The organism is Labrys sp. ALF-8 (assembly GCF_059699065.1).
This window is the reverse complement of record NZ_AP048537.1, coordinates 1-20,968: the sequence shown is the minus strand read 5'-3', so window position 1 is coordinate 20,968 and position 20,968 is coordinate 1. Positions and strand designations below refer to the sequence as shown.

Annotated in this window: 28 protein-coding genes and 1 pseudogene; 11 read left to right on the top strand and 18 right to left on the bottom strand. The window is 61.1% G+C overall.

Features of this window, described 5'->3' with window-relative positions:
- The first annotated feature begins 69 nt into the window (after positions 1–69).
- The 3 genes from AC6H34_RS00145 (at position 70) to AC6H34_RS00135 (ending at position 2,224) form a co-directional block, all read left to right on the top strand.
- Positions 70–288: a hypothetical protein gene (locus AC6H34_RS00145; RefSeq protein WP_448146737.1), complete on the top strand. Its 219-nt coding sequence runs from the start codon at positions 70–72 to the stop codon at positions 286–288.
- Between the two features lie 441 nt (positions 289–729).
- On the top strand, positions 730–1,650 hold the full coding sequence (locus AC6H34_RS00140) for a hypothetical protein (protein WP_497537529.1): 921 nt from the start codon (positions 730–732) through the stop codon (positions 1,648–1,650).
- A 76-nt stretch (positions 1,651–1,726) separates the two neighbouring features.
- The gene (locus AC6H34_RS00135) at positions 1,727–2,224 is read left to right on the top strand and encodes a lysozyme inhibitor LprI family protein (protein WP_497537528.1); all 498 of its coding nucleotides are present in this window, start codon (positions 1,727–1,729) and stop codon (positions 2,222–2,224) included.
- 305 nt (positions 2,225–2,529) lie between these two features.
- Here the strand turns inward: AC6H34_RS00135 and AC6H34_RS00130 are convergent, their stop codons facing one another.
- Together AC6H34_RS00130 and AC6H34_RS00125 are read right to left on the bottom strand one after the other, a co-directional pair.
- On the bottom strand, positions 2,530–2,856 hold the full coding sequence (locus AC6H34_RS00130) for a hypothetical protein (protein ID WP_448146740.1): 327 nt from the start codon (positions 2,854–2,856) through the stop codon (positions 2,530–2,532).
- On the bottom strand, positions 2,853–3,026 hold the full coding sequence (locus AC6H34_RS00125; protein WP_497537527.1) for a hypothetical protein: 174 nt from the start codon (positions 3,024–3,026) through the stop codon (positions 2,853–2,855). The genes AC6H34_RS00130 and AC6H34_RS00125 overlap by 4 nt, the downstream gene beginning before the upstream one ends.
- 223 nt (positions 3,027–3,249) lie before the next feature.
- Here AC6H34_RS00125 and AC6H34_RS00120 point away from each other — a divergent pair, with 223 nt between their 5' ends.
- Entirely contained in the window at positions 3,250–3,555 is a 306-nt protein-coding gene (locus AC6H34_RS00120) for a hypothetical protein (protein ID WP_497537526.1), read from the top strand.
- Positions 3,556–3,711: 156 nt separating this feature from the next.
- Here AC6H34_RS00120 and AC6H34_RS00115 read toward each other — a convergent pair whose 3' ends face one another.
- Positions 3,712–4,059, bottom strand: coding sequence for a GNAT family N-acetyltransferase (locus tag AC6H34_RS00115; RefSeq protein ID WP_497537525.1), 348 nt, complete (start codon positions 4,057–4,059; stop codon positions 3,712–3,714).
- Positions 4,060–4,485: 426 nt separating this feature from the next.
- Between AC6H34_RS00115 and AC6H34_RS00110 the strand changes: the two genes are divergently transcribed.
- The 3 genes from AC6H34_RS00110 to AC6H34_RS00100 are packed head-to-tail and all read left to right on the top strand — an operon-like array spanning position 4,486 to position 9,786.
- Complete coding sequence (locus AC6H34_RS00110) at positions 4,486–4,788, top strand: hypothetical protein (protein WP_448146743.1); 303 nt, start codon at positions 4,486–4,488, stop codon at positions 4,786–4,788.
- 54 nt (positions 4,789–4,842) lie between these two features.
- Entirely contained in the window at positions 4,843–5,967 is a 1,125-nt protein-coding gene (locus AC6H34_RS00105; protein WP_497537524.1) for a ComEC/Rec2 family competence protein, read from the top strand.
- 57 nt (positions 5,968–6,024) lie between these two features.
- A complete protein-coding gene (locus tag AC6H34_RS00100; RefSeq protein WP_497537523.1) occupies positions 6,025–9,786 on the top strand; it encodes a CHAT domain-containing protein in 3,762 nt (1,253 codons plus the stop codon).
- A gap of 260 nt (positions 9,787–10,046) precedes the next feature.
- Here AC6H34_RS00100 and AC6H34_RS00095 read toward each other — a convergent pair whose 3' ends face one another.
- Positions 10,047–10,328, bottom strand: a complete 282-nt coding sequence (locus tag AC6H34_RS00095) for a hypothetical protein (RefSeq protein WP_497537522.1) — start codon at positions 10,326–10,328, stop codon at positions 10,047–10,049.
- 88 nt (positions 10,329–10,416) lie between these two features.
- Here AC6H34_RS00095 and AC6H34_RS00090 point away from each other — a divergent pair, with 88 nt between their 5' ends.
- The 4 genes from AC6H34_RS00090 to AC6H34_RS00075 all read left to right on the top strand — a co-directional run bounded on the left by AC6H34_RS00090 (position 10,417) and on the right by AC6H34_RS00075 (position 12,773).
- Positions 10,417–10,620: a hypothetical protein gene (locus AC6H34_RS00090; protein WP_497537521.1), complete on the top strand. Its 204-nt coding sequence runs from the start codon at positions 10,417–10,419 to the stop codon at positions 10,618–10,620.
- 104 nt (positions 10,621–10,724) lie between these two features.
- The gene (locus tag AC6H34_RS00085) at positions 10,725–10,925 is read left to right on the top strand and encodes a hypothetical protein (RefSeq protein WP_497537520.1); all 201 of its coding nucleotides are present in this window, start codon (positions 10,725–10,727) and stop codon (positions 10,923–10,925) included.
- A gap of 191 nt (positions 10,926–11,116) precedes the next feature.
- Positions 11,117–11,410 carry a hypothetical protein gene (locus AC6H34_RS00080; RefSeq protein WP_497537519.1) on the top strand — a complete coding sequence of 98 codons (294 nt, stop codon included), beginning with the start codon at positions 11,117–11,119 and terminating at the stop codon, positions 11,408–11,410.
- Positions 11,411–11,504: 94 nt separating this feature from the next.
- Entirely contained in the window at positions 11,505–12,773 is a 1,269-nt protein-coding gene (locus AC6H34_RS00075) for a DUF8462 domain-containing protein (protein ID WP_497537518.1), read from the top strand.
- A gap of 86 nt (positions 12,774–12,859) precedes the next feature.
- Here AC6H34_RS00075 and AC6H34_RS00070 read toward each other — a convergent pair whose 3' ends face one another.
- The 14 genes and pseudogenes from AC6H34_RS00070 to AC6H34_RS00005 form a co-directional block, all read right to left on the bottom strand.
- Entirely contained in the window at positions 12,860–13,222 is a 363-nt protein-coding gene (locus AC6H34_RS00070) for a hypothetical protein (protein WP_497537517.1), read from the bottom strand.
- 16 nt (positions 13,223–13,238) lie between these two features.
- Positions 13,239–13,433 carry a hypothetical protein gene (locus tag AC6H34_RS00065; RefSeq protein WP_497537516.1) on the bottom strand — a complete coding sequence of 65 codons (195 nt, stop codon included), beginning with the start codon at positions 13,431–13,433 and terminating at the stop codon, positions 13,239–13,241.
- The gene (locus tag AC6H34_RS00060; RefSeq protein ID WP_497537515.1) at positions 13,402–13,695 is read right to left on the bottom strand and encodes a hypothetical protein; all 294 of its coding nucleotides are present in this window, start codon (positions 13,693–13,695) and stop codon (positions 13,402–13,404) included. The genes AC6H34_RS00065 and AC6H34_RS00060 overlap by 32 nt, the downstream gene beginning before the upstream one ends.
- Positions 13,692–14,345 carry a hypothetical protein gene (locus tag AC6H34_RS00055; RefSeq protein ID WP_497537514.1) on the bottom strand — a complete coding sequence of 218 codons (654 nt, stop codon included), beginning with the start codon at positions 14,343–14,345 and terminating at the stop codon, positions 13,692–13,694. Before AC6H34_RS00055 ends, AC6H34_RS00060 begins: the two co-directional genes overlap by 4 nt.
- Positions 14,346–14,508: 163 nt before the next feature.
- Positions 14,509–14,862 carry a ubiquitination-like system serine protease family protein gene (locus tag AC6H34_RS00050; RefSeq protein ID WP_497537513.1) on the bottom strand — a complete coding sequence of 118 codons (354 nt, stop codon included), beginning with the start codon at positions 14,860–14,862 and terminating at the stop codon, positions 14,509–14,511.
- A gap of 7 nt (positions 14,863–14,869) precedes the next feature.
- Entirely contained in the window at positions 14,870–15,391 is a 522-nt protein-coding gene (locus AC6H34_RS00045) for a glycoside hydrolase family 108 protein (RefSeq protein WP_497537512.1), read from the bottom strand.
- A 46-nt stretch (positions 15,392–15,437) separates the two neighbouring features.
- On the bottom strand, positions 15,438–15,968 hold the full coding sequence (locus AC6H34_RS00040; RefSeq protein ID WP_497537511.1) for a hypothetical protein: 531 nt from the start codon (positions 15,966–15,968) through the stop codon (positions 15,438–15,440).
- Entirely contained in the window at positions 15,965–16,096 is a 132-nt protein-coding gene (locus AC6H34_RS00035) for a hypothetical protein (RefSeq protein WP_497537510.1), read from the bottom strand. Before AC6H34_RS00035 ends, AC6H34_RS00040 begins: the two co-directional genes overlap by 4 nt.
- A 159-nt stretch (positions 16,097–16,255) precedes the next feature.
- On the bottom strand, positions 16,256–16,594 hold the full coding sequence (locus AC6H34_RS00030) for a septal ring lytic transglycosylase RlpA family protein (RefSeq protein ID WP_497537509.1): 339 nt from the start codon (positions 16,592–16,594) through the stop codon (positions 16,256–16,258).
- Between the two features lie 49 nt (positions 16,595–16,643).
- The gene (locus tag AC6H34_RS00025; protein ID WP_497537508.1) at positions 16,644–17,579 is read right to left on the bottom strand and encodes a hypothetical protein; all 936 of its coding nucleotides are present in this window, start codon (positions 17,577–17,579) and stop codon (positions 16,644–16,646) included.
- A 53-nt stretch (positions 17,580–17,632) separates the two neighbouring features.
- Positions 17,633–18,049, bottom strand: a complete 417-nt coding sequence (locus tag AC6H34_RS00020) for a hypothetical protein (RefSeq protein WP_497537507.1) — start codon at positions 18,047–18,049, stop codon at positions 17,633–17,635.
- Positions 18,049–19,863 carry a hypothetical protein gene (locus AC6H34_RS00015; RefSeq protein ID WP_497537506.1) on the bottom strand — a complete coding sequence of 605 codons (1,815 nt, stop codon included), beginning with the start codon at positions 19,861–19,863 and terminating at the stop codon, positions 18,049–18,051. The genes AC6H34_RS00020 and AC6H34_RS00015 overlap by 1 nt, the downstream gene beginning before the upstream one ends.
- Positions 19,864–19,871: 8 nt before the next feature.
- A complete protein-coding gene (locus AC6H34_RS00010) occupies positions 19,872–20,534 on the bottom strand; it encodes a hypothetical protein (protein WP_497537505.1) in 663 nt (220 codons plus the stop codon).
- 8 nt (positions 20,535–20,542) lie between these two features.
- Positions 20,543–20,968 (bottom strand): annotated as a pseudogene (locus tag AC6H34_RS00005) (hypothetical protein); the annotation flags it as partial.

The following is a 20,968-nucleotide window of genomic DNA, read 5'->3' as shown; positions in this document are numbered from 1 at the left end:
TCCGATCTCCGCTGGCGGATGATGATACGTGTCCATGGAACTCTTTGGATGAGGCGGTGTTCCCTCCGCATGGCAATACGGCATTCCGAAGCGGGACAGATCGTTCATTTTCTCGGTGTCATGGCGGAAGTCTTCAAGAAGGACTTCAACTACGTCCTGCCTCTGGTTGCGTTTGGATCCGTCGTCTTCCGGATGGCCGGCGTTCCGAAGACGCCTGCAATCATCATCGGGTTGTGTATCGGATGCGGCATGGTCGCATTGCTGACCGCGAGTTCGGAAAAGTCCTAGCGACGTCTCGGCTTCCATCGCCCCTTTGACACAAATCAAGGTCTTTTCCTCGGGCACGGGCATGTTCCGGAACAGCCAGTTCTCGTTCCCCGACACGGTAATTGGCAGGGCTTGGCTGCAGGGCAGGCCTTGGGGGCCGCATAAGCGAGGCTTCGCCCGGAACCAAGGGCCCAAGCCCTTGGTTCACTCAAAGGCAAAGGGACTTCCCTTTGTCGTCCATATGGCAACTTGGTAGCCTGATGTTCGATTCGCATCATGGTAACCGCCCGGCTCTCCCAACGAGCCGGGCTTTTTGTTGGTGCGAACCGTTACGGGTTTCGAACGAAGACCTTACTGGCCTATCCTTAGCGGAGAGATGTCACAATACTCTTGCTTTCGACATGCTTACTGGGAGAAGTATCATGCGTCAAATACGGCATGTCGTAGGGAATAAACGATATTATGTTGTCTGCATCGCGGGTGACCGTCATTTACCTATGGCGCAAAGTTAACGAGCCAAGATTTGCCGAGGCGTTTTTCAAAAGCATCGAGCGATATCAGGCTGGCGTTGAGTATGAATTGATCTTTGCCGCCAAAGGTTATTCCGATGGTGAATTCATCGGATTTGAACGACGTCTGGCTAAATTGCCTTGCACGGCGCATAAGATAGTTCGATTCCCCGACACACAACCTCCGATCTCCATTTTTCGAGATATCTCGGCGAATTGTTCGACTGAATTTGTGCTGCCACTTGTTTCCTGGAGCCGAATATTGGCGCGCAATTGGCTTGCCATTTATGTCGACGCGTTCGAGAAGATACCAAACTGCGGTATCGTCGGAGCCTCCGGCAGCTATGAACGCACAAGCGATCTGACGCCATTTCCCAATATCGCGATTCGCTCCAACGCATTCATGGTCCGGGCGGAGCTGTTCAATTCACTGGATGCGGGCAGGCAAGATACGCTGGTCGACGGCAACGCCTTCGAGGCCGGCCCGAACGGCATGACCAAGCAAGTCATTGCGAGGGGATTGCAACCGGTCGTCGTCGACCGTTTCGGAGGCTGCTGGCTCGCAGATGAATGGCCGGAGAAACCCATTTTCAGGGTGGGCGAGCAGGACGGCCTGATCATAGCGGACAATAGAACCCACCAGTATGCCTGTGGGAGCCGGCGCAAGAGAGGGCGGTTGGTGGAGCGTGCCTGGGGTGCCAACGCGAAACTTGAGATCGGTTCACCATTCCGCAAGTTGGTCGAATGGGCGAAATGGAACTACCCGTGCGGTCCGGTCGATCTGATTCCTGATCTCGCAAACAAAGTCGACTCCGTCAGGCGTAAGCTGTGCAAATTGCAGCCAAACCCGCAAGCGAAGGTATTCCCGAGTTGATTGGAGACCTGCCCTGATTGCAGCGTGACGTCGGCACGTTGGACCATCGCCCCTCCACTGGAATGCGGATTGCCAATTGCCACCGCTGCCGGTACTTGAAACTCGTGCTCGCCGGGAGCCGGATGTTGTCCGGTTCGCGCTGGAATATCCGACGGAGGACGCCTTGTTGAGAGCCGGCATTCTTGCAGCAGCCCTGATCCTGGGAGCGCCGTCGTACGCTTCCGCCCAGGATAAATGCGCTGACGCAACCGATCAGAGCACGATGACCGAGTGTGCGGGCGATGCTTTCGGGAAATCGGACAAACAGTTGAACGATCTGTACAGGCAGGTTGAAAAGCGTCTTTCGGACGATGCGGACACCAGGAAGCTCCTCGGCCAGGCGCAGCGAGCCTGGATAAAATTTCGAGATGCCGAATGCGATTTCCAAAGCTCTGCAACGGCCGGGGGCAGTGCCAGGCCCATGGTCATTGCTATGTGCATGGACAGCCTTACCCAGGCGCGGGTGAAGGATTTGCGGGGTTATTTGAAATGCGAGCAGGGTGACATGAGCTGCCCTGTTCCCGCTGCCAACTGACCGCTGCGCAGGTCCAACTTGGATCCGCAGCAATGGAATCTCTTATTGTCGCATACCCTGCAGCAAAATCCGGCCCATCTGACAGCAACACAACACATATAAATCGGCCCTTCACCAAGTCGGGAAGGGTGCGATGGGTCCGTGGGTCGAATTTGCCGGTACGATTTTCATTTTGGTGCTTTTCGTCGCTCTCTACGTCGTCTGCACCTTCTGACGCGGATCCCGACGGATCGCCGGCCCGTTCACGAACGGCTCCAGAGTTCCCGTCCAAGCGCCACGCTTGAGGCAGAAACGTTCGGTCGGGGTCAGGCCTGCCCATCCTTGGCCGCAAAGGCCCGCAGCACCGCGGCGAGGCGGGCTCGACATTCGGTATCTGCCTGGCCGGTAAAGACATGCTGCTTGTCGAGCCAGAGCGAGGCAGTCGCTCTGCCTTCGCCGAAGGCGATCGTAGCTTCACAGCGGGGGAAGATCCGCTCGCGGAGCGCCTTCACGGCATCCACCGACGTTAGAATGGACTTCATGCCTGCGTGGGTCCCGAGAGCGTGCTCGACCTCGTTGCGCAGCGCCACGTCGAATCCGCTTCCGCTCTCGACCCGCTCGGCCAGTGCAAGGATCTCTGTCCTGCCCGTCATGCGTCATCCCCCGAGTCGCCCAGTTCCCGGTCCATGCGGATCCAGCCATCGCGCCAGTGCCTATGGGCCGCTTCCTCCGTTTCGGGGTCGTAGGGGTTCGCATCTTCGCTGTAGCCGTCCAATCGCGCGTCCTCGCCCTCGGAGAATGGATCCTTCGGTTCATTGCTCATCTCAACCATCCAGTCCGGTCCAGATGCCCCCGTTACGACGTGCGGGCATATTCGTGAAAGAACCACCCGGTGGCGGCGCGTGGAGCATTTTCGCCATATCTGCCCTGCCTTCAACCCATCTCGGGTCCCCAGGCAGGGACGTGCGTCCGGAACCTATTCGACTCGAAAAGCATTAATCCGATGCCTTTATGCATAGCGCTGGGGCCATAGAAAGGAGGCGCAAATGTCTCGATCGATCCTCACAGGAATTGCCGCCGCGACTGCGGTATTCATCGCTTCCGTCGCCGCGGCAGCGCCGATGAAGCCACTCCCGATTTCGGGCAGCAATGCGGCAACCCCGATCCGGTACCACGGTGGTTGCCCTCCCGGCTACAAGGTGACCAGCCACGGTGGTTGCAAGATGAGCGACTACCTGCGGCATCATCCTGGACAGAATCCGTACAATTATCATCGCTACGGATACCAGCACCGGTATCCCGACCACCATCGCTACCACCCCTATAATCCGGGGTATTTCCGGAACTATTGAGCGCTTCCGCGCAGGGGCCGGCAAAACCTTGCCGCCCTTTCGCCCATGAGACATCGTGCCTCGGGCTGACGGGAGCCCCATTCGGCCGCGGTACGCATGAAGAACGACGTCATTGATCTTCAAGCCGAGACTGCTCCGGTGGGCTGAACGCCTAGCCTAGAGCCGCTTCACGAAGCGACGCTTGTCCTCTTCGAAGCCTATGGCTCGATAGAAGTCGTGGGCTCCGGCCCGGTGATCTCCACTTGTCAACTCGACAAGAATGCAGCCCAGCCTCAGGAAGTGGGCAGTTGCCTCTTCTACCAAGGCTCGGCCAACCCCCATGCCGCGAGCGTCTGCATCGACGACAAGGGCCATGATCCGCCCCAGGCGCCCCGCTACGTGGAAGAGTTCATGGGCATGGGCGCTCAGGCAACCGATGATGTGGTCTCCCCTGATCGCAACGAATACGGTGTCAGTCGTGGTGGACTGGGAGCGCAGCTTGTGTTCCACCAGGTCTATGGCCATGGGGTACCCGAGTTGGCCCATCAACACGGAGATCGCTGGGGAGTCAGCGATTGTTGCTGTCCGGATGAACATAGTTTCCTCGACAATCTCTGAACGAACCCCGGCGGCCCAAGCTGATACTTCGGCTTTCGATATTGGGTAACAGTGGCGGCAGCATGAAAATGACCCCAGCCGAGCTTTCTTCGCGCAGGTTGCGGGCCGGGGAAGATTTAGCCCGCTACCATCGCTTCGAGCGAGACTTCCGAACCGCCGCTCTCCGAGCGTAGCGCGGCGTGGCTCATATGTAATTGTTTGTGCGGTATAATTTCCAAATGGCGAGCTGGACGGACGTTTGGATCAACGGCGAGGCGAAAGGATAAAGTTCACTGTCGCCGAAATTCCGTAATTCTGCATCTTGACCCCAGCAAGACAGCCGCCGGCGCCGCGGTGTTGGTCCCCAACACGCTTGATTTCGAGGCAGCGGCGGCAAGTTCCATACAGCCGCAGCCCTTCGCTGATTTCACAAGGCTCGTCAGTGGCGCCCTCGGCGATGCAGCTGACCGCATGAAGACCGGCAATGCCACCTGGGCCGCCGAGCGGAATGACATGGCGGCCACGATCAAGAGCGCCGCCTTCGAGCGTGCCATCGCCAACGATCCCGACGCCCCAAGGCCGGCCGAGGCGACGCTGGCTGACATCCGCAAGGCAGCGAGAAGCGTGCTGGAGCAGGTGCGGAAGATTTCGGGGTGACAACTGGCTCGATTAGCCGAAAACTGGAGAGACATTCGCGAGAGCCCGATTGGCATGACCCTGATCACGCTCGATGTCCTGCCTGCCACACGCGGCGATGGACTGTGGCTTGAGTGCCAGCGGCCGGGGCAGCGGCCTTGGCGCATGCTATGTGACGGCGGCCTTCCGACAGACTATCCGTTACTCCGCGAGCACATACGCCGAATGGTGCCGAACGGCCCAGTGGAAATTGATCTGCTGGTGATTAGCCATGTCGACTCGGATCACATCGGTGGTCTGCTTTCGCTATTGACGGATCCTGACTTGGATTTGAGCTTGGGAGATCTCTGGTTCAACGGCTTGCCCCAACTGCCTGAAGTCGAAGACCGGGCATCTCGCAGCGTGGCGGAGGGCGAGCAGTTATTGGCTCTGCTCGGCGATCGAGCGAATGGCAAGCGCTTGCCCTGGAACGAACGGTTCGGTCGCGCCGCCGTGGCGACCGTGGGGGATGGCAGCTTTCACGTGATAGACTGGCCGGATGGGCCGAGGTTGACGCTGCTGTCGCCCACGCCACGTCGTCTGAAGGCCCTGCGCAAGACCTGGACCGCCGAGTTACTTAAATTGCAGCGTGGCGAGCCAAGCCAGGAGGAACCAACGGCCGTTCCGCAGGCACTGGAAGACCTGGAGGCCCTAGCAAGGCAGCCCACCTCACTGGACGCCTCGGCGGCGAACGGCAGCAGCATCGCCTTCCTGCTCGAATATGCGAACCACCGACTGTTGTTTGCCGCCGATGCCTTCTCCAGCGTCCTGGGACCCGCATTAACGGCCCTGGCAAATTCTCGCGATTGCGAGCCCATTAAAGTGGATATTTTCAAGCTGCCGCACCATGGCAGCAAGGGCAATGTTACAGCCGCACTGCTAGGGCTGGTGCCAGCAAGGCATTATGTGATCTCCACCAATGGTGAGCGCTTCAACCATCCTGACGATGTGGCTTTGGCCCGGGTGGTTACGCAGCCTCGACCAGATGGGCAGGCTGTGACGTTGTGGTTTAACTATGCGAGCACGGCCGCGCAGCGTTGGGATCGTCCGGATTTGCGTGAACGCTATGGCTTCGCCGTGCAGATGCCTGGTGCTCTAGCTTCACCCGGGATCCGATTGCAGTTGCCTGATCCGCCGTCTTGTGAACGCGACCCGTCTTGAACGTCGGATTACCTTCCAGCGGGCGAAAGCGCGCCGGCTCAAAGGGAGGACGCTTCAATGAGTTTAGCTGAAGTGTTGCGGCGCCTGGCTCCCTTGTTGCCCAGTTTGACAGCGGAGGACGGTCGCGGGCGGCCCGGTGCTGCCCTGGAGATCGCGCTTGGAGCGGCGAAGGAAGAGCCTGGCGAAGCGGTGTCGTGGCAAGTGGCGGCGGCTTGCGCCTGCTTGGTTGCCGGTGAGCCATTGCGCGCGCTGACCATGTTGGACGCCGTAAATATAGACGATGCCGAGACCGGCCGACAGGTAAGAGCATTGCGGGTCTGGGCGAGGGCAGCGGCTTACAATTTGTATCCGGATGGCGCTGGCGCCGAGCTCCCGCCCAACTTTCCGCGCGAGGCCTTGGTATTGCAGGGCGCAGGGGGGCCGAGCCAAAACCCCGAGACAGTATTGCTGGAGGCTTTGACGTCTTCCATGACCGGGTTGTTGTCGGCCCGCAGCCTCTTGAACAATCCCGAAATGGGAGCAACGCCTCTCATCGCAGATGTGGGGCAAGACCTACGGCGGCGGCTGTCCCTGCTCGCGGATTTTGCCGGCAGTGTGGGTGCGACCTCGATGGCGCGGTGGGCGACGATTGCCTGTGCCGATATTGCCGCGCGGATGGGCCAACTCAACCTCGGCCTCCAGGAATTGGCCGTGGCGCGCGAGGTGGCGGAGGCGGATGGCGATGCGTTGACCGTGGCGCAGTCCTGGCAACGGGAGGGCGACTGGTTTGCTACCCCGGGAAGTGCACCGGAGATCCTGGGCCTGCGCCTGGAAGACCAGTCCGTTCCGACTGGCTCGGATCGACGAGATAACACGCGGGCCGCCCGCGCCTACGCCGAGGCGGCTGACAGGCTGCACGGCGTCGACGCCCCGCGTGCGCAAGGTGCGCTGGCCCTGCGCCGTGCTCTGTTGGCCGGTCGAAGTGGAGGTTTCGAGGATCAGCAGGCTTATCTGCGGGACGCGGTAATGGCCTTCGCTGAAGCGGGGGATGCCGGTGGCATTGGCATATCTTGCGTGCACCAATGGTTGGCCGCTCTGCAACGTGGGGCATTGCGGTCCGTGCGTATCGTTGCGCCGCTCGAATGGAACGCTCCCCATGGCGCCCTGAAATCCCTGGTCGACTGGGCGAGCATGCGCGGTAGCCCGAGCATGGTGGCCGGCCTGGGGCGGCTGTTGCAGCGGGCTGGTGAAAATTGGACTCGTGAAGGCAAGCATGAGGCTGCGGAACTGGCGCTGCGGCTGGCTCACCCCTTGCTTGCTCTCAACGAAGCGATTCCGTCCTGGGAGATACCCGAGGCATTGGCCAGGCTGGATACGCGACGCGGCCTGCACGCACGTGCCATCGTGCGACGACTCCAGATCCTGGACCGGCTGCCGCCTCCACCTGACCCAGCCACCAATCTGCACGGCTGGCTCAGCGATGTCTGGATGACGTCGGGCTTGGTCACCATACCGACCGGCATAAGCGGGATAGGAACGATCGCCATAGATCTCGTCGAGCGGGGCGCCATCCGGCTGCGTCGGCTGCTGGAATGTGCCGGCTTGAAATCGGCGGAACTGCCAGTGCCCATGCGTGATCCCGACGAGTTGCTACGCCAGTTTGCCGAGACCATTCGGACAGCACCGGAGACCGCTTTGAAGAACTGGGCCTCCAGCAGGAATCTCGGCGACAATCAGCGACTGATGCTGCTGCAGGCCGCCGCCGTAGCAGATGAGACCCTGAAACTGTCGGCGCCGATGGCAGCTCTGCTGCGCGCGCGGCTTGCCCAGCGCTCGGGTTGGGAAGAACAAGCCGAGGCCTGGTACCGGGCGGCTTACACGGCGGCTTCTCAATTGCCGAAGAGCGCGCGATGGCTGGAGGTGCTGGTGTTGCAGGCCTGGAACCGGCCGGATCAGACCCTCGCCGCATGGCAGTCCCTGGCGACGGACACCAATCTGCCTGCCGCGCTACGTGCAACCCTGGCGCTCAGGGCTGGCGATGGCGAGGGGGCGCGAGCGCTGCTCGCCTCCTTACCTGTGCCGGCCGCCGAACAACCGGCGGGCGCCTCTTGGCAGAGCTGGCTGTCTCTGGCCGAGGCTGCGCTTGCGGTGGCCGATGCACCGGCTGCGGTCGCGCATAGCCAGCGAGCAATCGACGATTTCGAGCACTGGCTCTGTACCCTTGTGCGGGACGCGGATCGGCTCGATGCCTGCGATGATGTTAGCGTGAATGTACTCTATAACGTCGCGGCACGCTCCTACCTCGCTCTAGCCAAGGCAGCCGAAGACGAACCGACGGCAGGCGATGCGGCCGGACATCGGGCGGCGGCCTTCGCTTTGGCGGAACGGCACCGCAGTCTGCTGCTGCCGGCCGCCGCCACGCCCCTTGGCATCAACGGCAAGACTTGGCGTGATTGGCAGATGGCCGCAAGCCAACACACCACGGCTTATCAACGTCTCCTTGCCGCCTTGATGACCGGCGCGCGGCAAGCGGACCAGTCCGGTAGACCCCCGCCGGGCAAGGCCGAAAGAGAGTTGCTGGCGGCGGCCGAACAAAAATTGGCGGACATCGAGGGCGGTCTGAGCGACGAGGAACTGTCGATCATTCGGGACGCGCAGGCCCCCAAGGGTATCGAAGCGGATATTACCTATAGGCTGCAGCAGATACTGCCACCTGGATGTGCTCTCCTGCTGACGACAGTAGCGGCCGATGACATTGCAAGCTTCTGCCTGACCACTGCTGCACTCCGTTCTCACTCGGCGAAATTAGCGAAACGTGTGGAAGGTCCGCTGCAGCGCTTGCTGCGCGCCTGCGCCAACGGTGCGACGGCTGCAATGATCCAGATGGATGCCGAACTTCTTTCCAGCCAACTGTTGGCGCCCTTCGCCGTCGAACTGAGTGCTTGCGATCGCCTGATCGTGGTGGCTGGTGCCTCCCTCCAGGCGCTGCCGTGGCACTTGTTGCCACTGAACGGCGCGCCATCGGGCGCGCGCCTCGCCATCTCAATTCTCCCAGCCGCCACGCTGTTGCTTCGAGACGGGATTGACCGGCCCTTGGCGGAAGGCGAGAGGTTGGTGGTGGGCGACCCCGCCTTCGACCCGGTGGCGCATCCTGGATTGCGCCGCCTGCCGGGGGCGGCTCAGGAGGCCGGCGCGGTGGCCCGGTTGTGGCACGCAATGCCGCCCTGTATCGATGCCGATGCGCGGAAGGAAATCCTGTGTTCTCTGATGCCTGGCCGGGCCTTGCTGCACTTAGCCGCCCATGGTCGCCTGGACAATGTCGCGCCCTATGATTCGTCCATCGTCCTAAGCGGTCGGGACGAGTTGACCGTGTCCGACCTGATCGGACTGCAGCTCGACGCCGACCTCGTGGTACTCAGCGCCTGTGACACCGGACGGGGCACTGCGACCCTCGGCGGCGACCTGATCGGCCTGGGTCGTGGATTGCTGACCGCTGGAGTGCGGCGACACATCGTATCGCTATGGCCGGTTGACGACATGGCTGCTTGCGTGACCATGGTGGCGTTGCATGAACGCTTGAAGGACGGCCTGCCGCCGGCGCTTGCATTGGCAGAGGCCCAACGTGAAATGCAGGGACTGAACGCTGCCGCGTTGACCGCCCGATACGCCAGCCTAGGCGGCAGCAGTCACGAGACCTCGGTGCCCGTCAAGCGCGGTCATGTCATGCGGACACTCCCAGCATATCCGGAGCCGGATTCCGACATTGCCGAACAGGAGGAAGGGGCGCTCAGCGGAAGCGATCCTTCGATCTGGGGAGCCTTCGTATTGATGGGATGCTAGAAGGCATCATCGCGTTCGAAGCGCATCCTTGGTCAGGCCGTGGTGAAGCCTGAAGACCAATAGAATTCGAACCTCTATTCCCGAACCGGCCAAACCGGCGTGGGAAAGTGGCTAACCATTTGATATAATGACACGAAAGATGAAATGGCGCGCCCGAAAGGCCCGAAACTATCGGGACAATTCAATAGCTTAAGACCGAGACCTGTCGCACCTTTTGCCATCGAAACACACAGCTTTTTGCTAGTTCCTGTCGCACCTTTTCATGACCTATCGCCCGGCCAAGCCTCCACGCCGATCTCCAGATTGACCCAATTCGGCGTCTGAATGGTGCAGCCCTTCCGGCCGCACCGGCAATGCAGCGCACGCCTCAGCCGATTGCTCGACGCCTTCGGCCCCCAGAGAATCACATAGGGTGCTATCGCCAGCGGCCGACGATTGCCGCAGTAGTTGCATATGGCCCAGACCCAACCGCCGTCGGCGCGCTGGAGGTCGGAGAGAGAGGGCACGTCGCTATCGCGCAGGGTTTCCCATTCGAGAGGCATGGGCGCATGATCAGCGAGTCAAAGGCCTCAAGCAAGGCGGCGAGATCATTGAGGAGATATTCGGCGCTTGTAACCGAAGGGGAGAAACATGAAGCCTATCTTAGTTAAGTTCACCAGTACGGTAGCCAACAGGCACGAGGTGGCCATTAATATTGTTAGAATTACGCGCATTGAGCCGGTATCGGATAGGGGAACGAAGATTTTCTTTGACGGCGAGACCAGCGTAGGAGTTGTTGAAAAGCTTGACGAGGTTATTAATCGTATCTCGCTTGCTCTGAAGACGGCGGAATGAGACAAAAACGAAAGATGCGCCCCTCCAGCCTGAACGCCAGAGGGGCGGTAGCTAATAGCATCGTTCTCGCTGGGTCTTAGCGTAACCTCGGAGGGCGTGGATTGATGCCAAAGACCCGCAACGCCGATCCGATTGAGCGCATCTGTCGTGCCCTTTGCCAATTCCACGGCCACTCTGAAAACCTCAAGATGGATGGTCGCCCGATGTGGGAGAGCTATCGCGAGGAAGCCATGACGATGCTCTGGGCCCTCAGGGAAGGCGACTGGCTGCCGAGCGGATTGACGGTGACAAAAGAGGCGAAGTAAGGTGGCGGAGTTCCGGCCAGAGGCAGCGATGGATCGTGTGGCCCCTGGCCGGTTCCCACCGGGAGGCTTGTCCCCTACAACCGGCTGAAGTGACCGTAGCAGAGATTCGGAACCGTGTACGATTAATCGAAGGCTACCCTGTCAGGGAAGTCCAGTTGAAGGAATCGGCCTGACCGCGCTACGCCGTCGACATGGCCTACGAAACCGCCCTCGAACAACTCCGCACTCGCAACCCCACGCACGACGGTACGCGCTGGGAACAGGCAAAGCATGATGCCACGCGCTTCGTCGAGAAGTGGGGCGAGAAGGCCGAGGCGTTCGGCTGGCCCGCTGACGAGTTGTTCGGCGTCGACCCGATCGCGCCGCTCACGCGATACGAGAACATGGGGCTCGTGTGGCTGCTCCAGGGGCGGCAAGTCGACGACGTGACGGAGCAGTTTGTGCGGATCGGGCGGACGAGGCTGTTTAGGAAGCCGCTACCGTAGGGCTATGGCGAGCCAATTTAGAGCCTTGTCTAAATTTATAGTCTGGGGTAAATTTAGACTAGTTCCTAAACGACACTAAAAAGGGCCTCCTCCGATGAGCGATTTGCCGCCACCGCCTCCTCCACCAGTGAAAGCGCCGATCAATCCGTTCCGCCCCGGAGCTGGCCAACAACCGGTCTATTTGGCCGGTCGCACGAAGGAACAGGATACGTTCAGGAAAATGCTTTCCCAAAGCCCTGTGTCGCAGAATGTGATTGTGACCGGATTGCGGGGCGTCGGGAAGACAGTGTTACTGGAGACTTTAAAGCCCATTGCTCAAAACGACGGGTGGCTGTGGACGGGTAACGACCTTTCCGAGTCGATCAGCTTAACGGAAGAAAGAATCGCGCGTCGCCTTGTGGTCGATCTCTCTAGTCTTCTCGGGCCGCGAGTAAACATCACTGTTAATCAGCAATCTGCTGGCTTCACCGCTCGCGAAGAGCAGGTTCAGAGGCCGCTGAATTTCGATGATCTTTGGTCGATCTATGAGAGGCAACCAGGTCTTACCATCGATAAACTTCAAGCAGTTTTCAATTCCGTCAGCGACCTAATCGAGAACTCTGAAATTAAGGGTATTGTATTCGCTTACGATGAGGCCCAGAATTTAGCTGATCACGCGGTGGCTAAGGAGTATCCTCTTTCCTTGATATTGGATTTATTTTCTTATCTCCAGCGTCAGCGTAGAAACAAGAGCTTCTTCTTGGTGCTGACGGGTCTTCCAACGCTCTTCCCAAAATTAAACGAAGCAAGAACTTATACCGAGCGGATGTTTCATGTCATCCAACTTGAAAGTCTGGCGGAAGCAGATGCAAAGGCGGCTGTTGTAGAGCCACTTACTCTCACCAAAAGCCCACTCGGTTTTGCCGACTCAACAATTAATAAGATCATCCAGATGTCCGGTGGATATCCCTATTTCATCCAATTCATCGGCAAGGAAGTTTTCGATGTGTGGATTGGAAAAATCAATGAGGGATTGGCTGCCTCTGTTCCGATGAAGGAAATACTTGAGAAGCTAGACCAGGACTTTTTTGCGCCAAGGTGGGTGAGGGCAACAGACCGTCAGCAGCAGTTTATGCAGGTTATCGCGACGCTGCCTAATGCAGAGGGAGAATTCTCCGTGCCGGAAATTGTGGCGGCATCTAGAGCGGCATTAAAGACAGGCTTCAGTCCGAGCCACGCTGTTCAGATCCTCCAGGCCCTAACCGAACGTGGGTTGATCTATAAGAATCGACGTGGAGCGTATTGTTTCGCGGTACCACTGCTCGCACGCTTCATTAATCGCCAAGCATGGGACCCAGAGAGCCTAGCGACCCCGAAGCAATAGGCGTTGACGCAAAAAGAGCCCGCCACCCCGAAGGGCAGCGGGCTCAAATACCTGCGCGTCGCGTCAACGATGGGTCGGCAGGGTAATCAGGGGCCACCGCGCTTTCCGACGACTTCACGCACCAGGGCATCGAGCTTGTCCCCGAGCTTTTCCAGCGTATCGGACAGTCGCTCTTCGACAGCAGTGACGGCATCCAGTGAGGCGTATTCGCGCGCCATCTCGAGCCGGACGGTCGTGACCTCGTCGCGCAAACCTTCGACGCGGCCGGTTATATCTACGCGAACGGCCTCGATGCGAGACAGTGCCTGTTCCCGGACACCTTCGATCTTGCGGTCACACGCTGCACGGACAGCATCAATCCTCGACCACAGGAACCAGAGTGCCCCGGCAATGATAGCAAGAGCCGCGAACACGGGGGCGAGGTCGCCCCATTGAATTGCACCACTCATTTCAGGTTCCGGAGATCTAGGGTTTCAGACCGCGGCACAGGCGGCTTTCTCGGTCGAGACGATCGAGGTCACCAACAACCGGGAAGGCATCGGGGTGGGCATCGAGATAGTCGGCGGCCCGGTTGAGAGAAGCCGCCGGCAGGGGATTGGGGCAGATAGGTGCAAGCTGGCGCTGGATCTCAGCTTGTCGGTTGGTTGCTGCCTTCGGCACTCCCACCACTGCTTTCGGCGGCTGCACGTGCGCGCAGCTGGGCAGCAAGATCACTGGCATCAGCAGCAGGAACAAGTTTCGAGCGCGCATCGGCTACTCCAGTGATGACTTGTTGGGTTTCGTTGGCGGCGTCCGAGACGGAAGCATCCGCTATCGCCTCGTCCGTCTTCTGCGTGGCCTGCCAGGTGGTCGCCCAGTCGACGGCGGCCTTGCCGAAGGCGTCCAGGAACAGAGCCAGCAGGGCAGACCAGAACGCGCTCACGATGCAGGAACTGCCGCCGGCGCCGGAGATGCTGCCGCTGTGGTGGCGCCAGTGATCGTCGGAGTGCCGTTGACCAAGGTCACCGAAGCCGTGGCGTCGAGGTTGAGCCGCGCGATGATCTTCTGCGCGATGGCATCGAGGCCGCCGAGCCAGTTGATCAGCCAATCCGGCGCATGCGTCGCCACGTAGTTCAGGGCCTGGGCGAGCACAGCATTGCCGACGTTCACGTTAAGCGTCTTGCCGGCCGTGGCGCCCTCGACGGCATTGATCGCGTAGGAGATCGCCTTGTTCAGCAACTGGTCGGCCTGCATCGTGGTCGCGATCTGGTAAAGGCTTGCCGGCAACCTTCGGAGGAGCCAGAGAACCACTACCGGCGTGATCTCGAGGATCAGGGAGCCGAGGTTGTTGATCCAGGTGCCGTAGGGCAGCGAGAAGATGGTGCCGGTGGCATCAGTCGCGGTCGTCGTGGCGGTCTGGGCGAATGCGGGAGCCACCATGGCGAGCAGCCCGACTGCGGCCGTAACTGCCCACAGAGGCAGGAACGGGGCAACCAGGCCAGCGGCGAGGATGACGATGCCGGCGAGAGGATGGAGAAAGACAGACGTCACCAGCGCGAGCGCCAGCAGCGCCGCGAGATTGAAGCGGTTCATAGGACGGATCCTGTTGCGGGAGATTTGCTCGGCAGCCGGCCGGGCGCGGTTCAGTGCTGAAACCCAGCGGCGAAGCTGTAGAGGATGAAGATCACGCCACCGGCGAGGCCGAAAACTACGAGCGCGCCGACGACGCCGAAGGCAACGGCTTTCAGGGCGTCCTTCATGATGCGGCCTCCGGCTCTTTCAGAGGTACGGTCTGGCCGGCGAGCGCATGCGTGCAGTCGCCGAGGAACTGGATTTGGCCGTCTGTCACGAAGGAATGGCAGACCAGAGGGAGCGCCTTGCCATCAGGCCCGCGCACCCATTCGCCCGTCCACTCGCCTTTCTCGTCAAGCTCGACCTGAACACCATTGACGAGGATCGAAGGCGTGAAGGTTGGCCGCTCATAGTTGCCGTTGAAGCCCCAGACGGGATGCTGGGCACCCTCAACGCGCACCTGATGGTGCTCTTTGCAGCCCGGGCAAAAGAAGGCGACGCGACCGTCCTCGATGAGGAGAAGGACACCGCGCTTCATGGCTCGGTCACCGGATCATCGCCAGGGCAGTCGCCTGGACGTGATTGACGCGGTTGGTCCAGCCACGGCCAAAGGTCAGCCAAGTCTTGAGGCGGCGCATGAAACCAAGCCGACGGGAACAGAGCTTGCGAACGAGTGTGGCTCGGTCGTTGGTGCCCTGGACGGCGCGAAGCGTGTTGATGCCGATATTGCCGTCGACCTTCACCCCGACGCAGGCCTGCAGGTCCTTGATCGCCTGGACGGGACCCGAATTCGCGGCCTCGTCGAAGACGACATAATCGATCGGTGAGGGCAGTTCAGCATAGCGGATCGGCTGGGCGTACTGCTTGTCGAGGATCTGCGCCGCTTCGGCTAGGGTGAGGGCCGCGACCTCCGTCGGCATGGCCTTTCGCCCCAGCTTGCGCCAGGCACCAAGGGTGGCGGCCGTGATGCCGAATTTCGTCGCGCCGCCCGGATCCTTGGGGTGGTTCACATAGCCGCCCTCGGAGCCGAAGACGAGCTTGATCGATTGGGCGAGGGTATCGCTCATCGGAAATGGCCTCGATAATTTTCTCGGATGAATTCGTAGGGCGGCTTCAGACGTTCAGGGCGAGAAATGCCCCCCAGATGGCGCCGGTAAGAAGCTCGCCGACGGCGATGCCTCCGGTTGGCCGGACGCGCCAGCCGAGCTCATATGCCGCGACCTGCAAGGGACCGATCAGGATCCACGGCCAGCCGAAGCAAATCGACATCGGTATCAGGAACAGCGTCGTCCGGAGGCCGTAGGCGATCCAGGGATTGCCGGTCTTCAGGAACAGGGCCTCGTACCAGCTCGGCTGGCGGACATTGATGGGGCCGGGCCCGCGCCCAAGGCCTTGCAGAAAACCCCAAGCGGGCGTCGACCAGGCGAGCCAGCAGAGTGTGAAGAGGATCGCAGAAGCCCATCCTGGCAGGCCGAAGGTGGAGACGTTCGCGAGCCAGGCCATGAGCGCAACGAATGGCGCCGCGTTCATGTCTCCGTTGCCGGGCAGCTTGTCCAGGAGCCCGACGATGCGAGATCCGAAGAGACCTCCGCCGCCGCGGACATGATTGATGATGGCGAACGCCGGGACCAGGAGCCAGATCATCGCGGGAGGCTCCCGGCGATGGTACGCGCCGTCTTCGCCGACATGTCATGGCTCTCTATGCGATGAAACGAGGCGCAACTGGTGAGGGCAAGCGCCAGCGCCCCGGCGATGACCAGAGTTTTCAGCATGTGTGCTCCTGGGAGTTCTGCCCCTGGTGGGCAGTTGCTAATTCTCGGCTAAGTCCACCATGTTCGGGTCTGTGACCTCTCGATCCCAACAAGCCCCATTCGAGAGGTCGGAGGCCCGATTAAACATGTGCCCCCAGCCCATGTCGGGCCTCCGCCCCATCAGCGTCCGATCGTTTCGATCCGCACCCGAGCGAGCCCGTTAAGCCCGATCGCGCGCGCCGACGCTGGGTTGAGATCGACGATGCGCCCACGGATGAAGGGGCCACGGTCGTTGACCCTACAGACCACGGACCGTCCGGTTCGAAGTTCGGTGACACGCAATCGCGTGCCGAACCGAGCCGTGCGATGGGCACAGGTCTTTTCGGAGGTGGGGAAGCGCTCGCCGTTGGCAGTGCGCCGGCCGGACTCGTAGCCGTACCAGGACGCCAAACCCACTTCGGCGCGTGCGTGACTGATCGCGCCGGCGAACGCCAGCACGGCAAGGAAGATGGAACGCATGATTGCTCCGGGGAGAAAGACCGCCCGGAGGCGGGAGACAGGATAGGCGTCAGCCGATCGTCGTGGCGTCCTCGTCCCGGGAACGCATATACCGATCGATGTCGTGGCGGAGCTCGATCTTGTTCCCGGCGAGCTCCATCACGCCGTAGGTGTTCCGCTTCAGATCGGTGGTCGGATCGAAACCGTGCTTCTGCAGGATCTGCCAGCGGTCGACATAGGCGCGCTTGGCCTTATCGCCATGAAACGAATGCTCGATCGTCCCGGGAACATAGGAGATATTCTTGGCGATCTGCTGCGAGGCTCGCTTCTGCCAGAGGCGCAGCGGCGCCTTGTACGCCTCGGTGAGGTTACCCGGGATGCTGTCGTCTACGCGACCGATCAAGGCCATGGCCATGTGATGATCGGCGGCACCAAGTGCGGCCGTCTCGACGAGGCCGCCAACCCATTCGAGCGCTTGGCGTGTCCAGCACCAGGCATAGCCGGGATGGCCGAACCGATATGGCCCATTCTTCGCGTTTGGTCCCTGAATGATCGGCTTGCGTTCGTGGGCGAGCCGGCAGAAGGAACGATGCAAGTCGATATGCTCGCCGTGCGGACCGAGGTCGTAGCAATCCGACCAAGGCTGCAGCACGTGATACTGCTGCAAGGCGTGAACGGTTTCGGCGGCCCAGTGCCGGGCCCGGAAGCGGATATCGGCGTCGAACGTCCCGATATATTTGGCCTCAGGCGGCAGTCTCGATATGCCAAGGTTCAGAAGCGATTCCTTGTTCCAGACCAAGGCGCCGGCATTGGCGCGCACATGGATATGCTGGACCCGGTCGCTGAACAGCTCGATTGAACGATCACCGAAGGTGCACTCGACTACGGTGAGCTTCACACCGCTGTCGAGCATATGCTCCTCGAACTCTCGGTATAAACGAAGCCGACTCTGCCATCGGATCGGGTTCGCAATAGCGGTCACGACGTGCAGAAGATCTGCGCGCATAAATGGCTCCTGAAAATGGATAAACCGGGGTGATTCTTGGGGCGACGACGACTTCAAGTCGCCGTCAAGGTTGCGCCTTGGACCCAGATCGCGTCGGCCTGGGCATCCGTCATTCCCTTCGCGGTCAGGAAGGCCTGGACGAACGGGTGATGGCGGTGAAACTCGCTGGTGCCGGAGAGCAACATAGTCGCCGGGAACTGCTGATCGGTCGGCAGCGTCGCGATGAAATCAACGAAGGGCTGAGGCATCGTGCCCGTCAGGGCAGCCTGTGCGGCTTCCTGCGTGATGATGTTGTTCAGCGCGGCTACGGTGAAGAACTGCCACCGCGAAAGTACCTCCGGCACCGGTGGCGCCAGAAACGCCACCACGGCCGGATCGTTGTCCGCGAGCCACTCCACCGCATACCCGGGCTGGGGATTGGCATAGGTGCCGGTGATTGCCCCAGTTGCATCGCGTTTGACATAAGGCATCAGCCTCTTCCCCTCATGTCGACATAGCCGTAGGTGACAATGTAGACGTTGGTGCTGGTGGTACTGTTGTTCACGAAGCCGATTTGCTGGCTCGTGTTCGTCATCAGCCGAAGGCGCTGGGGCACCGAAGACTGCACTGATGACGAAGCGATGGCAGTGAAGAGAGGATTTCCCGTCGCATTCGATGCTTCCGCCGTGACGTACGGGGAATAGGCGTAGGTCTGGACGAAGGTCGACGCGTTCGATGTCCTGAACATCACGTCGGCCAGCACGTTCACGCCGGGCGGAACGCTCAACGCCACCAACTGGGGCGTTGTCACGGTGATCGCGGCACTCGCGTCCGTAACGGACGTCGACCAGAGGAACGTGTCGCCGATCTGGGTGAAGGCTAGGATCTGGGACGAGGCATTCGTCTTGATCGACCCAATACGCCGGCGCGCGGTGTAGCCGCTTGGCATGGTCGGCGACGACAAGCTCGTCGAGCAGAGTGCGTCGACGTTGTTGCTTGCGTTCGAGATCAGGAAGATATGGTACCAGGTGCTCGCCGCGACGGTGCCGGTGTCCAAACAGCCATTGCCGGTACCGGCCGTCCAGGTCGAGGAGATCGACTTCGTGATGGCACTGGCCAGCACCATGTTTTTGGCGGTGCTGCCATCATCGTTGACCGCCACACCCGACGCGATGTCGATGACCGTATTCGGGGTCGTCGCGTCATTCGAGAGCGTCAGCTTGTAGATCGTACCGGGCGCATAGACCGCCGTGGCATTCGGAAGGTTGATGAGTTGCGACCCATCGACCGCAGGCAGCTTGGCGCTGCCGTCCAACTGCACGATGTTGTTGGCCGCGGTGCCGACATTGAGAGGGTAGGCGGTCCCGGGAGAGACGCCGTTGAGCTTCGTGCAGGTCGCAGCCCCGGACGCGGCCAGCGTGCAATCGCCGGAAACCGTCTTGGGGAGCGGCGCTGCGCTCGTCTGGCCGACGAGAAGCTGCCCGTTCGTCATCGCCGCCGTGGGCGTGACAGCTGCAGTCCCGTTTCCGAGCAGGATCCCGTTCGCCGTCAGGGTGGCGGCGCCGATGCCGCCGTTTCCGACCGGTAGGGTGCCGGTGACGTTCGATGTCAGGCTGACGGTCGACAGCTTGCCGATCGAGCCGCCGCCAAGGTTGGTCCAAGCCGTCGCGGCGGCCGCCACATCGGACAGGTTGTTGGCCGGCGCCAGCGGCGTATAGCCGAGGTTTCCAGCGGCGGCTCCCGTTGCCAGCATCGCCGAGGTAACGGGCGGGATCCGGGCCGTGCCGAGAATTCCGGAATTCACCTGGTCGGCCGAGATGCTCTTGTTGGTGAGCGTCTGGGTGTCGCTGGTACCGACAATCGTTCCGGTCGGAAGGGTCTTGCCGCTGTCGACCAGGACGCCGCCGTTCGTGGCGCCGAAGGTGGCGATATCGCCAATGACTGACACCGACGGACCGGTGACATTGCCGTTCTGAATCGGCCCGATCGTGCTACCATTGACCTGGACGAACAGACCGGTGTTCGTAATCCAGATACTGCCGTCGGCGGGCGCGGTAGGAGCCAGTCCGGGTGTGACGACGAGCCCAGCAGACTGCGCCGTCGGCGACAGGGTCTTGAGCGGCCCGAACATGGTATCGCCGCCACGATTGACGGGCGTATACCCCAGGGTGTCCTGCTTGCCGGCGAAGAGGGCGTTCCATTGCCCTGGTGTCAGGACCTGGCCGTAGGTCAGGTTTGGCGAAGTCTGGGCGAGCGCCAGCGCTGGCCACATGAGGGCCAGTAGCGCCAAGATGCGAAGCTTCATAGCGGGCTCTACGCGTTGATGCCGGGAATCTCGACCGGCCAGAAGTCCAGGACTGGCGACGGCAGTCGGGTCGCGTTCAGATCGTCGAGAATGGACGTGACCGAGGCCTGAAACGTCTCGATCGCTGCTTTGAGCTGAGAGGCCTTCGTCACCGCTGCACAACTTGCCTGAAGCGTCGTCAGGGCGATGTTGAGCTTGATCGTGCCGCTCTGGATCGCCCCGATCGTGGCAGCAAATGCGGAAGCTGCATCGTCGCCCTTGATGTACAGAGCGGCCAGCGCCGAGAACTCCTCCGCATAAGGGCCTGTGGTCGGTGCCTCGCCACCGTTCCCACTGAGAATGGTGGCGGCGGTCTGCAGGGAAGCCTTCCTGATCGGATCGGGATAGATCTGGCTCAGGATGTGCTCGCAGACTGAGACACAGACCCGAAATGCCTCGCTAGCAGTCGCCGACAGATCCGGCTTCGGTTCTGCGACCGCTTGCGGCCGCGCGGATACGAGCCAGCGGCCGTCCCGAAACGCGCAGGTCTCGGCCTCCGAGTCGAAGGACGGCGGCTCGATCGCCGTCGCATTCGCGGGGATCAGGAAGTTCCCTTCCTCGATCGGGCAAGGATCGGCCGTTCCCGGACCGACGAGGATGCCGGTCTCGGGCTCATAGTTCCAGATCTGCATGAGGAGCCTCAGTATTTGATGCACGCCAGAAGGGCGATGTTCTTCGGCCTGGTCTCGGTGCCGCCCGTCGCCGTCGTAGTCATCGAAGGGCCGTTCTGGACCCCACCGACGCCTGCATTGACGAGCCGGCCCGGAACCACGGGGCCAGTCGTGATCGTTGTGACCTGCGTATTCCAGACGTTCCCGCTGCTCTGGTCCCAGGTGAAGTGGATATGGCTGGCGAAGAGATCGCCCTGCGTGCTGCCGAAGGCGCGGCCCGGATCGACACCGACGCCATCATCGAAGGCCCGCATGAAGTAGCCGCGGAGATCGGGAATGGTGAAGTTGGTCGTGCCGTCGCCCGGCCCGAACTGGCCGGCCGTCTTGAGGCCTTGCGACGAAGCGAGGTTGCCGCTGACCTGGGCGAACGACCACAACGCGGCATAGGTCGTCCG

Excerpts from the sequence above, each read along its gene's own strand:
- AC6H34_RS00120 (WP_497537526.1), top strand. The coding sequence starts at position 3,250 with ATGTCTCGATCGATCCTCACAGGAATTGCCGCCGCGACTGCGGTATTC.
- AC6H34_RS00095 (WP_497537522.1), bottom strand. The coding sequence starts at position 10,328 with ATGCCTCTCGAATGGGAAACCCTGCGCGATAGCGACGTGCCCTCTCTC.
- AC6H34_RS00035 (WP_497537510.1), bottom strand. The coding sequence starts at position 16,096 with ATGCTGAAAACTCTGGTCATCGCCGGGGCGCTGGCGCTTGCCCTCACC.
- AC6H34_RS00030 (WP_497537509.1), bottom strand. The coding sequence starts at position 16,594 with ATGCGTTCCATCTTCCTTGCCGTGCTGGCGTTCGCCGGCGCGATCAGT.
- AC6H34_RS00130 (WP_448146740.1), bottom strand. The coding sequence starts at position 2,856 with ATGACGGGCAGGACAGAGATCCTTGCACTGGCCGAGCGGGTCGAGAGC.
- AC6H34_RS00115 (WP_497537525.1), bottom strand. The coding sequence starts at position 4,059 with ATGGCCATAGACCTGGTGGAACACAAGCTGCGCTCCCAGTCCACCACG.
- AC6H34_RS00025 (WP_497537508.1), bottom strand. The coding sequence starts at position 17,579 with ATGCGCGCAGATCTTCTGCACGTCGTGACCGCTATTGCGAACCCGATC.
- AC6H34_RS00100 (WP_497537523.1), top strand. The coding sequence starts at position 6,025 with ATGAGTTTAGCTGAAGTGTTGCGGCGCCTGGCTCCCTTGTTGCCCAGT.
- AC6H34_RS00105 (WP_497537524.1), top strand. The coding sequence starts at position 4,843 with ATGACCCTGATCACGCTCGATGTCCTGCCTGCCACACGCGGCGATGGA.
- AC6H34_RS00050 (WP_497537513.1), bottom strand. The coding sequence starts at position 14,862 with ATGAAGCGCGGTGTCCTTCTCCTCATCGAGGACGGTCGCGTCGCCTTC.
- AC6H34_RS00040 (WP_497537511.1), bottom strand. The coding sequence starts at position 15,968 with ATGATCTGGCTCCTGGTCCCGGCGTTCGCCATCATCAATCATGTCCGC.
- AC6H34_RS00140 (WP_497537529.1), top strand. The coding sequence starts at position 730 with ATGTTGTCTGCATCGCGGGTGACCGTCATTTACCTATGGCGCAAAGTT.
- AC6H34_RS00045 (WP_497537512.1), bottom strand. The coding sequence starts at position 15,391 with ATGAGCGATACCCTCGCCCAATCGATCAAGCTCGTCTTCGGCTCCGAG.
- AC6H34_RS00085 (WP_497537520.1), top strand. The coding sequence starts at position 10,725 with ATGCCAAAGACCCGCAACGCCGATCCGATTGAGCGCATCTGTCGTGCC.
- AC6H34_RS00055 (WP_497537514.1), bottom strand. The coding sequence starts at position 14,345 with ATGAACCGCTTCAATCTCGCGGCGCTGCTGGCGCTCGCGCTGGTGACG.
- AC6H34_RS00015 (WP_497537506.1), bottom strand. The coding sequence starts at position 19,863 with ATGAAGCTTCGCATCTTGGCGCTACTGGCCCTCATGTGGCCAGCGCTG.
- AC6H34_RS00020 (WP_497537507.1), bottom strand. The coding sequence starts at position 18,049 with ATGCCTTATGTCAAACGCGATGCAACTGGGGCAATCACCGGCACCTAT.
- AC6H34_RS00070 (WP_497537517.1), bottom strand. The coding sequence starts at position 13,222 with ATGAGTGGTGCAATTCAATGGGGCGACCTCGCCCCCGTGTTCGCGGCT.
- AC6H34_RS00090 (WP_497537521.1), top strand. The coding sequence starts at position 10,417 with ATGAAGCCTATCTTAGTTAAGTTCACCAGTACGGTAGCCAACAGGCAC.
- AC6H34_RS00080 (WP_497537519.1), top strand. The coding sequence starts at position 11,117 with ATGGCCTACGAAACCGCCCTCGAACAACTCCGCACTCGCAACCCCACG.
- AC6H34_RS00010 (WP_497537505.1), bottom strand. The coding sequence starts at position 20,534 with ATGCAGATCTGGAACTATGAGCCCGAGACCGGCATCCTCGTCGGTCCG.
- AC6H34_RS00125 (WP_497537527.1), bottom strand. The coding sequence starts at position 3,026 with ATGAGCAATGAACCGAAGGATCCATTCTCCGAGGGCGAGGACGCGCGA.
- AC6H34_RS00075 (WP_497537518.1), top strand. The coding sequence starts at position 11,505 with ATGAGCGATTTGCCGCCACCGCCTCCTCCACCAGTGAAAGCGCCGATC.
- AC6H34_RS00145 (WP_448146737.1), top strand. The coding sequence starts at position 70 with ATGGCAATACGGCATTCCGAAGCGGGACAGATCGTTCATTTTCTCGGT.